Source organism: bacterium (assembly GCA_030655055.1).
GTDB lineage: Bacteria > Edwardsbacteria > AC1 > AC1 > EtOH8 > UBA5202.
This window is the reverse complement of record JAURWH010000090.1, coordinates 1-14,927: the sequence shown is the minus strand read 5'-3', so window position 1 is coordinate 14,927 and position 14,927 is coordinate 1. Positions and strand designations below refer to the sequence as shown.

Genomic DNA, 14,927 nt, shown 5'->3' with positions numbered 1-14,927 from the left:
AAAGGGCGATTAGCTCAGTTTTGGTTAGAGCGCATGCTTGACATGTATGAGGTCACAGGTTCGAGTCCTGTATCGCCCACCATATAGAAAAAAGACCGACATCTTTTAGATTTCGGTCTTTTCAGTTTTGGTTAAAGCGTCCCGCCGTCGGGTGGCATAACAAGCTGGCTGCCGGCAGAGAGTCCTGTATCGCCCACCATAGTTATAAAACCCTTTTGCTGAAAGCGAAAGGGTTTTATTTATTGCCACCAATGCAAAAAGGGGCAGCCATAAGGCTGCCCCTTTTGCTGTCAGGTCTGGAATTACTTGATAACTACCATCTTCCCGATCCCGGAGAAGCCGTTGACCGCCAGCCGGTAGATGTAGATCCCGTTGGCCGCGCTCTGGCCCTGGTCGCTCTTTCCGTTCCAGCGCACCGAGTGCAGTCCGGCCGTCTGGCTGGCATTGACCAGGGTGGATACCAGCTGTCCCGCCAGGTTGTAGACCTTGAGGGAGACCAGGCCGGGAGCCGCCAGCTGATAGCTGATGTCAGCAGAATTCTTGCAGGGGTTGGGCCGGGCCTGGTTCAGGGAGTAGGCCAGGGGTTTGGTCATAGTCGACGGATCAGAAACGATCCCCGCTGGATCAAAGTACTCGTCGCAGCCGATGGTGGGGGTGGTGACGTTGCGGGCATCGCCGTCGATGTCGGTGGTGATCCAGGCAATGGGCTGGGCGAAGTTGCTGATGCTGTCCTGGGCGCCGGTCAGGTGCAGGTCGTTCAAGGACAGGAACACCGGCAGCACGCTGACGCTGTTCATATCCTGGCCGGTGCTGTCCCGCCATTGCATCAGGGACAGGGGCGTGGTTCCGTCGTCGTAGCTGGCCACGGTATCCTGAACGGCGGTGCGCAGCAGGTTGTTGTTGCTGACCAGGTTGCTGTCGCTGTTGACGCAGATGGCGTAGTTCAGGGCCGTGCCGCCGGCCACCGTGGTCCGGGCGTTGTAGAAGATGTTGTTGATCACCACCGCCGAGGTGTCATAGTTGTCCTTGTAGAAGGCGTAGCTGTATTCCGTGCTGTCGCTGCCGCCCAGGTATACCGTGTTGTAATAGGCCTCCATCCGGTTTTCGTCGCCCTCGTCCCATATGCCGTAGATCGGGGTCTGGCTGTTGCCGATCAGAGAGACCATGTTATTGTATACCTTATAGGTTCCGTACCCGTACCCGCCCTCGTAGTTGATCCCGACGATCTCGCTGCTGGAAAGATTTGAGTCCGGGCCGCAGGCGTAGATCCGGTTGTTGCGGGCGTATCCGCTGTCGCTGACGATCTCAAGGCCCCAGAAAGTGCCGCCATTGTAGTGGATGTTGGCTACAATGTTGCCGTCGATGTTGGCGTTCTCGCCGTTGGCTTCGATGGCCCACAGGTAGCTTGACGATCCCCCACTGAAGAACAGGCCCTTGGCGGAGTCGGTGGGATGGCCGATGATGTTGCCGCTGATGTCGGCGTTGCCGTTCCAGAAATAGATGCCTTCCAGGTAATTATAGGACGGATCTATGCAGCGGACATTCTGGATCACATTGCCCTGAACCAGGGCATGGCCGTCGTAAGTGAAGCCGAAGTCAAGGGCATCCACCTCATAATAAGCGATGGCGGGTGAGCCGCCGCAAAGCGAATCGGTGCCGCCGATGTAGTTGTCCTGAATGACAGCGTTGACCCCCGGTTCGTAATTGGAAGGCCATAATCCCAGGGGATACCAGTCATCGAGCGTATCCTGGATATAAAAGCTGTTGTTGGTAATGTTCCAGCCGTCGCCGAAGCCGTCCCAGATATCGATGCCGTAATAAGAGGTGTTGGCAAAAAGGTTGCCGTCAATGGTGATGTGGCTGTTGGGTTTGCCGTAGGTTCCATCGCAGACCAGCAGTTCATAGGGGATCAGGGCGGTGTCGCTGCGGTCGCCGATGATGTTATGTTCGAAGGCGATGTGGTGGTTGCCGGTGGTGAGATCGGTGCCGCCCAGGTAGACCACACAATCAGCATAGGGCGCCTTGGAGGCGCCGGCCTTTGATCCGGCCAGGTTTTTGTACCAGTCGGCCTTGGCCTGGGGGGGCAGCTTGCTGAAGTCCGGCTTCTTGGCGGATTTCTTTTTGGAGGATGTGGACCAGCCCTCGATCCGGCAATGACGCACCGTGTCGTAGCCGGCGTCGTTGTACATCGAGATGGCCGGGCCGCCGTCGGCCAGGTTGCGGAACAGCAGGTAGCGGCCCTCGCCGCCGAAGCGGCCGTCGATGGTCACCCGGTCGGCTCCGTTCAGCCGGATCAGGCCGCTGTCGACGGCGCCGGCGATGGTCCGCAGCACGGCGCTGTCGGGAGCGATGGTCAGGGTATAGCTTCCGAAATCCGTCAGGCCATGGCTGCCATCCTCATCCAGATCGGAGGTGATGACGGCCGCCAGATTGCCGCTCAGGCCCTGGAGACTTATGCTCTCGAACAGTCCGCCGGAATTGGTAAGGCTGTTGTAAGTCTGGCCGGCGCCGACCTCGACCGTTCCCGACAAAGCGTCAACCGTGGTGAAAGAAGTCAGGTTCTGGCGGGTGGTATCCGAAAGATAGAGCTCGGTTCCGGGCATGCCGTTGTAGCCCAGCGCCACCGCCCGGTAACTGGTCAGGGGATTCAGGCCGGTCACCGTGATGCCGGCGGAGTGGGCCGAGTCGCCGTTGTACACGCAGTACCAGCCGCTGCTGCCGATCTGGGAGCCGGACCCGAAGACGGTGCTGGCAGCATAGGTAAAGTTGTCGGAAGGCCAGGCCGAGCCGACCGAATCCTGGGCCAGAAACACCACGTGCCGGCGGGCCGAGCCATCCGCCCAGTTGATAGCAGCCTTGCTGCCTCCGATCGTCACGTTGATCTGGCTGTCCTGCTCGACCGGGCGCAGGGGCACGGTATAGACGGCGATGGCCGGCGAATGCTGGCTTAGGCCCAGGGTGTCCCCGCCGAAGGCGTTGACCCGGTAATAATAGGCAGAACCGTCAACCAGGCCGCTGACGACGGCCGAGGTGGCCAGCCCGGCGTCCTGCTGGTCCCAGCCGCTGACCAGTGTGTCGAACAGCGAGTCGGTGGCCACGTCGATGTAGTACTTGATTGGCGCCGGGCCAAAGGCCGGGGCCGACCAGTTGGCGGTGAAGCCGGAGTCGGTGACGCCGGCGGCCGGCAGGGACTGGGGCTGGACCATGGCATAGGATGCCGTCCAGGCAGTGTCAGTGAAATTGGTAATGATCCCGAAGTTGACATTGGTGGTCAGGTCGTGCAGAGTGTCGCCGCCGGTCTCGTCGAACCGGTAGTAGGCCACCAGGCCCGGAGTATCATCAGAGGGAATGGTATCGTTCATGGAGGCCTGGATCTGGGCCTGGCTGCGGGCCGTGTTCCAGATGCGGACCTCGTCGATCATCCCGTCAAAGGTGCGGTCGTTGTAGAGGAAGGAAGAACCCAGGTACAACTGAACAAGGGTTGCTCCGATCCCATTGGTGTTCGATCGCGAGGCTGCCAGTTGGCCGTCAACATACAGGTACTGCATGCTGCCGTCATAAACCCCGGCCAGGTGGTGCCAGCGCCCCAGCTCCATCACGTTAGAAGCAGTGATCTCACTCCAACCGTTGTTGCCGATATTGAAGTTGGCCGAGCCGTTATCGCCGCAGCGCAGCATGTAGCCGTTGTCGGGAGAGGCCTGTTCTTTTTCGATGATGCTCCCCTCCCAGATGTTGCTCCTCCAGGTGTCGGCCTTGATCCAGGCCTCCAGGGTTATGGCCCCGCCGGTTAGCTGCAGGGATGGATCATAGCCGCAGTCCACCCAGTCGTTGCTGCCGTCGAACCACAGGGCATTACCCGGCACTTCCTGGGCCAGGGCGGATGTTCCCAGCAGCACCAGCGCTGCCATGATAGCGAACCAAGTTTTCACGGGTGTGTCTCCTTGAGTTGTTTGTATGTGGTTGTTAAATGATCAATTTTAAAAGCATGGTCCAATAGATGGTTTTCCAGAGGAGGCCAATTATCTTGTTTCTGAAAACCAATAAACATCTGGCGATAATTCAACCATGAAGAGAATACCATTACCCATACATTTTATGTCATTTTTGGATAGATGTCAAGCAACCGGATGAAGCGTACCCCCGCCCGCCACAAATGAGAGACCTGCCCCCAAATAGTTCAATGCTTTTAGGGTAGTTATTCCTGCAAGCGGTCCATTGTTTGGCCCTATTTTTAATTTGACAAACCAGGCCGTTGGTGCTAAAATGGAATGGATAAAACAACGCAAAATGCAGATGAAACTTAACATAATCAGGTCCTTTAAAGCAGCTTCGGCAGGCAGGAAAACCGGGGCCGATGCCTTATAACAGGTGCGTTTTGGTTTAATTTGCCAGGCGCACCTTTTTAATTTACAACATATGGCGGGCCATGAAAGAAGAGTTTAAGACCATTTGCCGGATCCAGGTGCTGGACGCCGATATCTATTCGGCCAGGCAGCGGCTGGAGGCCATCCCCCAGGAGCTGAACGAGCTCAATCTCCGGGAGCAGGAGGGGGCCGGGGCCATGCGGGAGGTCGGGCAAAAGCTGGCGGAGAGCGCCAAGGTCAAAAAGGCCGGGGAGCTGGACCTGGAGTCAGCCTCCGCCGCTTTAAGAAAACTGCATGTTCAGCTGCCCCAGGTAAAGACCAACAAGGAATATACGGCCATGCAGCAGGAGATCGAGCAGGGCAAGGTGAATATCTCCGGAATTGAGGAAAAAATACTGCTGGAGATGGAGCATTTGGACGCCCTGGCCCTGCAGGAAAAGGAGTTCTCCCGGCAGTACGATCTCCTTAAAAAAGACCTGGACGGCAAAAGGAAAACCCTGCTGGAAGAACTGGCCATGATGGAAGCCCGGCTGACCGGCCTGCTGACCCAGAGGGAAACGGTGGTCAAAACCCTGCCGGCGGAGATCGCCTCGGTCTATCACCGGATCATGCAGGGGCGGCCCGGGACCGCGGTGGTCCCGGTCAGCGGGGCCTCCTGCGGAGGCTGCTTTGCCAATCTGCCGCCCCAGTTCATCAACGAGATCAAGAAAATGGAGAAGCTGATCACCTGCGAGACCTGCGGGAGAATACTGGTGTGGTCCCAGGAAGAGATTTGAACTGATTGGAATGTTCTATCCGCAGATTACGCAGATTTGACAGATCATTTCTCAAATAATAGTTTTAATGCAAGATTTATTGTGGACTCATAAAATATAAAACCTCAATCAGCAGTTAATTATTTACCGCTAGGTCAAGGAGGGAACATGGTCAAAAAACAGAACAAGATCTCGGCCAGACTTTCGCTGGTGCTGCGCAAGATAGCCAACGACCATCACCTGTCACAGGTGGCCGAGGAAGAGGGCTGCAGCCGGGCCGACCTGAAAGAGGCCTTGGTGGCATTAGCCGACAAGATAGAACAGGAGACCGGGGTGGACATTGTGACCCTGGCGGTGGACGGGGCGGCCCGGGGCAACCCCGGACCGGCCGGGGCCGGCGCAGCCCTGCTGGACAGCCAGGGGCGTTCCCTGGCCGAAAAGACCATGTATCTGGGCAAGGCCACCAACAACGAGGCCGAGTACCAGGCGCTGGTGATGGGCCTGACCCTGGCCCTGGAACGGGAACATCTCCGGATCCTTATCCAGACCGACAGCGAGCTGATGGCCAAGCAGATCACCGGAGAGTACAAGATCAAGGAACCCCGTCTGAAAATATATTTCACCCAGGCCCACTCCCTGCTGGAAAAGTTCCAGAAATGGGAGATCAAAGCCGTGCCCCGGGCCGAGAACCGCCTGGCCGACCGGTTGTCCAATATCGCCATTGACAAAGTCGCAAAGGAAGACTTATAATTAAAGGTTGGACTTCCCGATCCGCAGATTGCGCAGATTCACGCAGATTTTATTACAAGCCAATGGGAACAAATCTGGTAATCTGTGAAAATCTGTAAAATCTGTGGATAGGTTCCATGGTGCGTGAGAATAAATCAACCAAGGTAAACAGGAGAAAAACGGGCAGGATCGGGTGATCGCTCCCCGCCTCTGGCGGGGGGAGGAAAGTCCGAGCTCCGGAGGACAGGCAGCCCCGGGAATACCGGGGGCTTCGCCGGTAATGCGGCGGGGACGGAAAGTGCCACAGAAAATATACCGCCTCTCCCTCGGGGGAGGTAAGGGTGAAATGGCGAGGTAAGAGCTCACCGCCCGGTCAGCAATGTCCGGGGCCAGGCAAACCCCTGCCGGAGCAAGACCAAATAGATTCCGCCGCCAAAACCTTGTCCTTGTGGCAGGGTTTTAAGAAGGCCGGTCCGGCCGTAAAGCGGAAGGGTAGGTCGCTTGATCTCCCGCTGTAATGGCGGGGGGCAGATAGATGATCATCGTCCCGCCTCTGGCGGGATACAGAACTCGGCTTACAGATCCTGTCCGTTTTTGTCCTGGCTTAGGGTTACCATCAGAACCATTATAATTTAGCCACAAAAGCATGCCCTGAGTTGCACCGAAGGGGCACAAGGGGCACAAAATAAACCCGTTTGACGTTATTACGTAGTAACGCTACTACGCTTTTGTGGCTTATGTGCTTTATGTGGCCAATAATGGTAACTGAGAAAAATATCGTGGCTGAAAGGTTACCATAACTTGCAACTTTGAAAGTATTTTGCTTAATGGAAAAAAACTGGATCTATCCCCAGCCGGTGGAGACCGGACTGGTCAATAAAATTGCCGCTTCGCTGGAAGTTCCTTCCATCATAGCCAGGCTGCTGGTGGCCCGGGGGATCACCACCGGGCCCGAGGCCCGGCAGTTCCTGCGTCCCACCCTGAAGGATCTCCATGACCCGTATCTGATGAACGACATGGAAAAGACCGTGGTCCGGATAGAAGAGGCTTTGGCCGCCCGGCAGAAGATAATGATCTACGGCGACTATGACGTGGACGGCATCACCGGCACCGCCCTGCTGTGGCGCAGCCTGTTTGCCCTGGGGGCCGAGGTTTCCTGGTACCTTCCCAACCGGATCCAGGAGGGCTACGGCATCTCGGCTTCGGGGGTGGAGGAGGCCCAGCGCCGGGGGGTGAAACTGATCATCTCGGTGGACTGCGGCATCACCGCCCACCCGGAGGTGCTTTTGGCCAAAAGTCTTGGGATAGACTGCATCATCACCGACCACCACGAGACCAAGGACAGCCTGCCCGAAGCTATCTCAGTACTGGACCCCAAGCGGGGCGACAGCACCTATCCCTACCAGGAACTGGCCGGGGTGGGGGTGGCCTACAAGCTGATGCAGGCCCTGTACCGCCGGCTGGGAATGGAGGACGCTGCGCTGGAGCAGCACTTGGACCTGGTGGCCCTGGGCACCATCGCCGACATCGTCCCCCTGACCGGCGAGAACCGGGTGCTGGCCAAGTTCGGGATAGAGCGGATCAAGAACAGCAGCAAGCCGGGCATCAGGGCCCTGCTGGAGGTGACCGGGTTGTCCGGCAAGCCGATGGATTCCGGCCAGATAGTCTTTGTGGTGGCCCCCCGGATAAACGCCGCCGGCCGGATAGGCACGGCCGACCTGGCTTTAAAGCTTTTAGTGACCGAAAACCAGGACGAGGCCTTTACCATCGCCAGATCGCTGGATGAGGAGAACCGCAAGCGCAAGGAGATCGACGAGCTGATCCTGAACGAAGCCATGGATATGGTGGCACAGCAGGTCAACCTGAACAAGGAGCGGGTGATAGTGCTGTCCTCCGACACCTGGCACCAGGGGGTGATCGGGATAGTGGCCTCAAGGCTGGTGGAGGCCTTTTACCGGCCCACCATCCTGATCGCGGTGGACGGCGACAAGGGCAAGGGTTCGGCCCGCTCCATCACCGCCTTTCACCTGCACCAGGCCCTCAAGGAATGCCAGCAGCACCTGCTGGGATACGGGGGGCACAAATATGCGGCCGGCCTGTCGATCGATGCCGGGAGCATCCCCCAGTTCCGGACCGACATCAACAAGTATGCCGATGAGGTATTGAGCCCCGAGGATATGATCCCCAGCCAGACCCTGGATGCCGAGGTTGACCTGGACTCCATAGACCTGGAAACGGCCCAGAGCTTTTCCCTGTTCGCCCCCTTCGGCCCGGGCAACCGCCATCCGGTGCTGGTATCGGACCAACTGCGGGTGGTGGGCACGCCCTACATCGTGGGCAAGAATCATTTGAAATTCAAGGTCAAGCAAAACCAGAAGATATTCGACACCATCGGTTTTTCCTTCGGCGACCTCCTGGACGAACTGGAGGACCGGGACTGCAGCCTGGACCTGGCCTTTGTGCTGGAGGAGAACGAGTGGCAGGGCCGCAAAAAGCTGCAGCTGCGGGTCAAGGATATCAAGGTGCGGTAGCCGATAAAGTGAAGGAATATTTATTAGGAAGCCATGAAACCAGGAAGGTTTACCAGGAGGAATCCTATCGGTTACACGAAATCAAACAAGCATTTCCATTTATGCCAACCAAAACTAATTATCTATGCAAAATATAATAAATATTATAGAAATCATGGCATCAGCCACAACTACCGAAGTCCGGCAGGGAAGCAGGGAATCCTTTCCTGTCTTTCCTGGCTTCCTTATAGTTTTGGCTTATCTGGGTTAGGATGCAGAAGATCAAAACGCAGCACCATAAAACCGTCCTTTCTTCCGGACTGACCGCGGTCAGCGAGAACATCTCCGGGGCCGCCTCTATCGCCGTGGGGCTGTGGCTGGCCCGGGGCTCGCGCGACGAATCTCCCGCTACCCGGGGGATGTGCCACTTCATAGAACACATGGCCTTCAAAGGGACAAAGAACCGGAGCGCCCGGGACATCGCCCTGTGCCTGGAATCGGTGGGCGGGCACCTGGACGCCTTTACCTCCAAGGAGGAGACCTGTTTTTACGCCCGGGTCCAGCAGCGCCACCAGGCCCTGGCCCTGGAGCTGATAGCCGACATAGTCACCAACCTGAAGTTCGATCCCCGGGACGTGGCCCGGGAGAAAATGGTGATCGCCGAGGAGATCAAGAGTGTGGAGGACACCCCGGACGACCTGGTGTATGAGCTTTTTGCCGAGGCCATGTTCGACGGGCACCCCTTGAGCTTTCCCATCCTGGGCTCCAGGGAAAATTGCCGGGAGTTCACCGCCCCCAGGGTCAAAAACTTCTGGCGTCAATGCTACCGGCCGCCCCACATGATGGTGTCCCTGGCCGGCCAGGTGGATCACCGGGGTTTTTGCCGGATGCTGGAAAAGTATTTCCCCGGCCCGGCCCAAAGGCAGGAGCTGGCGGCCAAGCCCTTTGTCCCGGACTTCAAGCCTTCTTTAAAGATGCTGTCCCGCAAGATATCCCAGGCCCACATCTGCCTGGGGATGCCGGCCCTGGCCACCAACGATCCCCGGCGCTATGTCCTTCTGGTGCTGAATACCATCCTGGGCGGGGGCATGAGCTCCCGGCTGTTCCAGAAGATCCGGGAGCAAAGCGGGCTGGCCTACTCGGTCTTCTCCTTCACCGATCTTTACCGGGATACCGGGGTGCTGGGGGTCTATCTGGGCGTGTCTCCCGACAAGACGGACCAGGCCCTGGCCATGGCGCTCAAAGAGATCAGGCAAATGTCCAGGAATCCCGTTTCCCGGGCCGAACTGGACAACGCCAAGGAGCAGCTCAAGGGCGGCCTGTTCCTGGGGATGGAGAGCACCTCCAACCGGATGATGCGCCTGGCCAAGATGGCCCTGCACCACGAGCCCTACCTGACCCCGGAGGAGACCGCGGTCCTGATAGACCGGGTGACCATAGACCAGGTGCGGCAGATGGCCCAAAACCTGCTGGTGCCCCAAAAGCTGGGGGCGGCCATCCTGGGACCGTTGAACCAGAAGAAATATTCCCTGGCCAGACTGCAGGAACAGCTTTAAACAATTAACAGTGAACAATGAACTGTTAACAGTAAACGGATAACTGTAAACTGTAAATATAATCGACAGGCACCCAACGATAATCAGAAATAAAATCCAATGACCAATACACCAGAATTACCAAAGCTTAAAGACAAACTGCAGCGCCGGGAATATTTGGAAGTCTTGCGGAAAATGACCGGCGAGCAACGGGTGGTGCTGGGTTTTGAACTTCACGACCTGGCTCTGCGCCTGATGCAGGACGGGATCCGCGACCGGCATCCCGAATACGATGACAGGCAGATCCAGCAGGAAACTACCAAGCGCCTTTTGCGATGCAACAGATAGAATTTTTCACTTCGGTGATCCGGGCGCTAAACGAAATCGGCGTCCAGTACATGCTGACAGGCTCGGTGGCATCGAATTTCTACGGCCAGCCGCGGCTGACCCATGATGTAGACCTGGCAGTAGTCTTTACGTTTGGGCAGATAAAGGTGCTATCTTCGAAATATCCAGCGCCCCGGTATTATCTCAGCGAAGAGGCGGCGGCCGAGGCGGTCAAAACCAGGGCCATGTTCAATCTGATCGACTCGGAGACAGGACTTAAGGCCGATTTCTGGATTTATGATGAGGATGATGCCCTGAAACGTTCGGCTTTCCTCCGCCGCCGTCAGGCGGTGGTACTGGGTCAAAAAACATTCATTGCCACGCCCGAAGACATCATACTGCTGAAACTAGACTGGCACCGGCAGGGGGTAGAAAATACGGTTCAATTCAAAGACGCCTTGGCTGTTTGGGAGATACAACGGAAAGAACTGGATATGGATTATCTGCGATCAATGGCACGGTCCATTGGCCTAACTGAGTTATTGGCGTCCTTGGAAGCACAGGCGGTGACTGATTGACAAGAACCGGTCCTTGATCATTGCCGGGTCATGCACTTCAATATTCCGCGGTTTTCATAAATACAAATAATCATACAAGGGGAAACATCATGTCTGCCAAGTCAAAAGCCAAGAAGGCCGAGCTGATGCCGTCCAAACGTTCGGCGGCCATGCAGGCTTCGCCCATCCGCCGGCTGGTGCCGCTGGCGGACCAGGCCAAGTCCAGGGGAACAAAGGTCTACCACCTGAACATAGGCCAGCCCGACATCATCACCCCCAAGGAGATCATGGACGCCATCCGCAACTTCCGGGAGGAAGTGCTGGCCTATGGCCCCAGCCTGGGACTGCCGGAGCTGCGCCAGGAGATCAAGCGCTATTTTGAGAAACTGGACATCATGCTGTCGATCGACGACGTGATGGTGACCACCGCCGGATCCGAGGCCATAGTGTTCGCCCTGATGGCGGTGGGCGACCCCGGGGACGAGGTGCTGGTGCCCGAGCCCTTCTACACCAATTACAACGGCTTCGCCAGCATGGCCGACATCAAGCTGGTGGCGGTGCCCACCGACGTGGAGGACGGATTCGGCATGCCCAGCAAGGCCGAGTTCGCCAAACGGATCACCAAGAAGACCAAGGCCATTTTGTTCTGCTCGCCCAACAACCCCACCGGGGCGGTATTTTCCCGGGCCGACCTGGAGATGCTGTCCGGGCTGGCCAAAGAGAAGAACCTCTGGCTGCTGGCCGACGAGGTCTACCGGGAGTTCATCTACGACGGCGGCTACCATACCAGCATCCTGCACATCAAGGGGGCCGAGGACCGGGCCATCATGCTGGACTCCGTCTCCAAGCGCTTCTCGGCCTGCGGGGCCAGGGTGGGCTGCCTGGTCAGCCGCAACCCCCACATCATGCAGGCCGCGCTTAAGCTGGGCCAGGCCCGGCTCTGCCCGCCCACCATCGAGCAGGTGGGGGCCATCGCCGGATACAAGAACATCCACAAGTATTTGAAGAAGATGGTGAACGAGTACCAGCACCGCCGGGACATCGTCTGCGACGAGCTGGCCAAGATAGACGGCGCCGTGTTCACCAAACCCAAGGGGGCCTTCTACATCATGCCCCAGCTGCCGATAGATGATTCCAACAAGTTCGCCCAGTGGATGCTGACCGACTTTTCCCACCAGGGTGCCACCACCATGGTGGCCCCGGGAGACGGATTTTACGCCGACCCCAGCAAGGGCAAGCAGGAGATCCGGATCGCTTACGTTTTAAAGGGGGCCGACCTCAAGAAAGCCATGCAGCTGCTGGCCCTGGGGGTCAAGGCTTACAACGGAAGAAGGTAGGTCACAGGACAAAAGCAAGGGGCGATTTTAACGAATCGCCCTTTTGGCTTTTCTGCAAATAGATGTTGTCAAAAATCAGGACAGTTGTTATAATGTTAAAAATGGCATCATTAATTATTTATTAAACAAAAATGAAATCCGTCAAGCTCAAGATCACCAAGCTAAACTCTTTGGCACTGATCCCGGCCTATGCCACCAGGCACGCCGCGGGGATGGACCTTTGCGCAGCTTTGGAAAAACCAATGTCCTTAAAGCCCCGTGAGATCAAACTGGTTCCCACCGGCCTGGCCCTGGAAATTCCCGTGGGCTACGAAGGCCAGATCCGCCCCCGCAGCGGCCTGGCGCTGAAACACGGAATCTCCATCGTCAACGCGCCGGGAACCATCGACGCCGACTACCGGGGCGAGGTGGGGGTGATCCTGGTAAACCTGGGGGCAAAGGCCTTTAACATCAATCCCGGAGATAGGATAGCCCAGTTAGTAATTTCCCCAGTGGCCAGAGCTAGGCTATCTGAGGCCAAGGTACTAAAGAAAACCAAGAGGGGATCTGGTGGTTTTGGGCATACCGGCATAAACGGCAAGAAATGAGAACCGAAAAGGAAATACTTGACCTCATTCTTAATACTGCTAATGAGGATGACCGTATCCGTGCAGTAATTCTGAATGGTTCGCGCGCTGATCCCAATGCTCTCAAAGATATATTTCAGGATTATGATATAGTTTATCTTGTTACGGATGTAACGCAGTTAAGACGAAATTATGATTGGATCAAGCGGTTTGGCGAACTGATGATCCTGCAGACACCCGAAGACATGGAATATCCCCCACCGGCTGGTGGTGGCAATTACACTTACTTGATGCAATTTGTCGACGGTAACCGGATCGATCTTAGTATCTGTCCCGTCTCGCAGACAGGCAAGGTTACCAAAGACAGCCAGAGCCTTTTACTGCTGGACAAGGATGGGATTGCTGGGATACTCCCACCGCCAAGCGACAAAGACTATTTCCCTCGACAGCCATCAGAAAAACAGTTTGCCGATTGTTGCAAAGAATTTTGGTGGGTCTGCCCATATGTGGCCAAAGGCTTGTGGCGGGATGAATTGATATATGCCAAGCATATGCTCGACAATGTAGTCAGGGAACAGCTGGTGAAGATGTTGGAATGGCATGTCGGGATAAAAACAGGATTCTCTAAAAACCCCGGCAAAATGGGGAGGTATTTTAAAAACTATCTGGAACCTGAGATGTGGCAGCAATTGATAAATACTTATTCCGGTTCTGACTTAGAGGATATTTGGCAATCGCTATTCAACATGTGCACCCTCTTCAGGACAGTATCCACCCAGGTGGCGGGGCATTTTGACTATAAATATCCTTCTGAAGATGATAAAAAGGTCACGGCTCATCTGCACCATGTTAAGGCTTTATCAAAAGATGCTAAAACTATATATTAATCCCGTCTAAAGTAAATGTCTGAACACTCCAAACATTTCGCCTCGGCCCTGGCCGAGCCCAAGTTTGCCCTGTTCTCTGCCGGGCAGTTCATCTCCCAGTTTGGCGACTTTTTGGCCCAGATCGCCCTGATCGCGGCGGTGGGCGAGTTCACCACCCGGGCGCCTTTGGCCTATTCCCAGATCCCGGTGGCCATCGCCCTGCCGGCCCTGCTGTTCGGACCGTTCATCGGGGTGCTGATAGACCGCCGCTCCAAGCGCAGCATGCTGATGCTGGCCGACGGGGCCAGGGCCCTGATCATCCTGTCCATACCGATTCTGATCAAGCTCACCGGAACGGTGATAGTCCTGTTTCCCCTGGTCTGCCTGAACTACCTGTTCGTGCTGTTCGCCAACTCGGCCCGGGTGTCCTACATCCCCTACCTGGTGCCGCCGGAGAAGATCTTCGCCGCCAACGCGGTGATGGACTTCATCAACAAGCTGGCCGGGGTGCTGGGATTTGTGGGCGGGGGACTGTTGGTAGTGGGGCAGTTCTGGAAGCATTTGCACATAGAGCCCTGGGAGGCAGGGTTCTACCTGGACAGCCTTTCCTTTGCCGCCTCTTTGCTGACATTGGCCCTGATCAAATCCTATGAGAAATTGCCGGAGCGCACCAAAGAAGAGGGTTTTGGCCGGTTGTGGCAAAAGCGCTGGAAGAACATTAGAACCGACCTGGCCGAGCTGAAGCACGTCTATCAGTTGAACCCCAAGGTCCGCTTCGTCACCTTCTCCCTGCTGCTGGTGTCCATCTTCGGCGGCAGTCTGTATCCCCTGGTGATCGTGATCGCCCAGAAGGACCTGAAAGTGGGGGCCGGGACCAGCGGGGTCGGCTTTTTAGGCGGCCTGCTGGGCGGGGGCATGATGACCGGGGCCCTGCTGTCGGGTTTCCTGTTGCACCGGCTGTCCCGCCGCCACATCATCATCGGAGGGCTCTTCGGTTTAAGCCTGATGGTGATGCTGTTCGCCAAAAGCTCCAGCTACTGGCACCTGCTGGCCATCACCTTCATGGGGGGAGTGTTCCTGCAGCCGGTGATGACCGCCCAAAACACCCTGTTCCACGAGTCGGTGGACCGCTCCATCTGGGGGCGGATATTCTCGGCCCGGGACATCATCCTGGACGCCGGGTTCGTGGCCAGCGCCCTGACCCTGGGATTCCTGGCCCAATTAGTTCTGCCGGCCTTTGGCTCGGTGAACCAGGAACGGACCGTTCTTTTCTGGAGCGGCATTTCCCTGGCAGTCCTGACCCTGGCGGGTTTCCGGATCGTGCGCCGGCAGAAGAAGACCGAACGCAGTAATCCCGAAGCTGGATCAGATGTCTGACATC

General features: G+C 56.8%; 11 protein-coding genes, 1 tRNA gene and 1 other RNA gene. 12 read left to right on the top strand and 1 reads right to left on the bottom strand.

Annotation, left to right across the window (positions count from 1 at the left end; all coding sequences use genetic code 11):
- Positions 1-3 precede the first annotated feature (3 nt).
- A tRNA-Val gene (locus Q7U71_03985) sits at positions 4-82 on the top strand.
- Between the two features lie 220 nt (positions 83-302).
- Here the strand turns inward: Q7U71_03985 and Q7U71_03980 are convergent.
- On the bottom strand, positions 303-3,929 hold the full coding sequence (locus Q7U71_03980) for a LamG-like jellyroll fold domain-containing protein (GenBank protein MDO9390915.1): 3,627 nt from the start codon (positions 3,927-3,929) through the stop codon (positions 303-305).
- Between the two features lie 497 nt (positions 3,930-4,426).
- Here Q7U71_03980 and Q7U71_03975 point away from each other — a divergent pair, with 497 nt between their 5' ends.
- The 11 genes from Q7U71_03975 (at position 4,427) to Q7U71_03925 (ending at position 14,923) form a co-directional block, all read left to right on the top strand.
- A complete protein-coding gene (locus Q7U71_03975) occupies positions 4,427-5,140 on the top strand; it encodes a C4-type zinc ribbon domain-containing protein (protein MDO9390914.1) in 714 nt (237 codons plus the stop codon).
- A 147-nt stretch (positions 5,141-5,287) separates the two neighbouring features.
- Positions 5,288-5,869, top strand: a complete 582-nt coding sequence (locus Q7U71_03970; GenBank protein ID MDO9390913.1) for a ribonuclease HI family protein — start codon at positions 5,288-5,290, stop codon at positions 5,867-5,869.
- Between the two features lie 160 nt (positions 5,870-6,029).
- Positions 6,030-6,442, top strand: an RNA gene (gene rnpB, locus Q7U71_03965) — RNase P RNA component class A.
- A 233-nt stretch (positions 6,443-6,675) separates the two neighbouring features.
- On the top strand, positions 6,676-8,379 hold the full coding sequence (recJ, locus tag Q7U71_03960; protein ID MDO9390912.1) for a single-stranded-DNA-specific exonuclease RecJ: 1,704 nt from the start codon (positions 6,676-6,678) through the stop codon (positions 8,377-8,379).
- 251 nt (positions 8,380-8,630) lie between these two features.
- Positions 8,631-9,914, top strand: a complete 1,284-nt coding sequence (locus Q7U71_03955; GenBank protein MDO9390911.1) for a pitrilysin family protein — start codon at positions 8,631-8,633, stop codon at positions 9,912-9,914.
- Positions 9,915-10,013: 99 nt separating this feature from the next.
- Positions 10,014-10,241, top strand: coding sequence for a hypothetical protein (locus tag Q7U71_03950; protein MDO9390910.1), 228 nt, complete (start codon positions 10,014-10,016; stop codon positions 10,239-10,241).
- On the top strand, positions 10,229-10,798 hold the full coding sequence (locus Q7U71_03945; GenBank protein MDO9390909.1) for a hypothetical protein: 570 nt from the start codon (positions 10,229-10,231) through the stop codon (positions 10,796-10,798). The genes Q7U71_03950 and Q7U71_03945 overlap by 13 nt, the downstream gene beginning before the upstream one ends.
- A gap of 122 nt (positions 10,799-10,920) precedes the next feature.
- Entirely contained in the window at positions 10,921-12,114 is a 1,194-nt protein-coding gene (locus tag Q7U71_03940) for a pyridoxal phosphate-dependent aminotransferase (GenBank protein MDO9390908.1), read from the top strand.
- A 131-nt stretch (positions 12,115-12,245) separates the two neighbouring features.
- A complete protein-coding gene (dut, locus tag Q7U71_03935; protein ID MDO9390907.1) occupies positions 12,246-12,701 on the top strand; it encodes a dUTP diphosphatase in 456 nt (151 codons plus the stop codon).
- On the top strand, positions 12,698-13,567 hold the full coding sequence (locus Q7U71_03930; protein ID MDO9390906.1) for an aminoglycoside 6-adenylyltransferase: 870 nt from the start codon (positions 12,698-12,700) through the stop codon (positions 13,565-13,567). The genes dut and Q7U71_03930 overlap by 4 nt, the downstream gene beginning before the upstream one ends.
- A gap of 15 nt (positions 13,568-13,582) precedes the next feature.
- Positions 13,583-14,923: an MFS transporter gene (locus Q7U71_03925; protein MDO9390905.1), complete on the top strand. Its 1,341-nt coding sequence runs from the start codon at positions 13,583-13,585 to the stop codon at positions 14,921-14,923.
- The last annotated feature ends 4 nt before the right edge of the window (positions 14,924-14,927 follow it).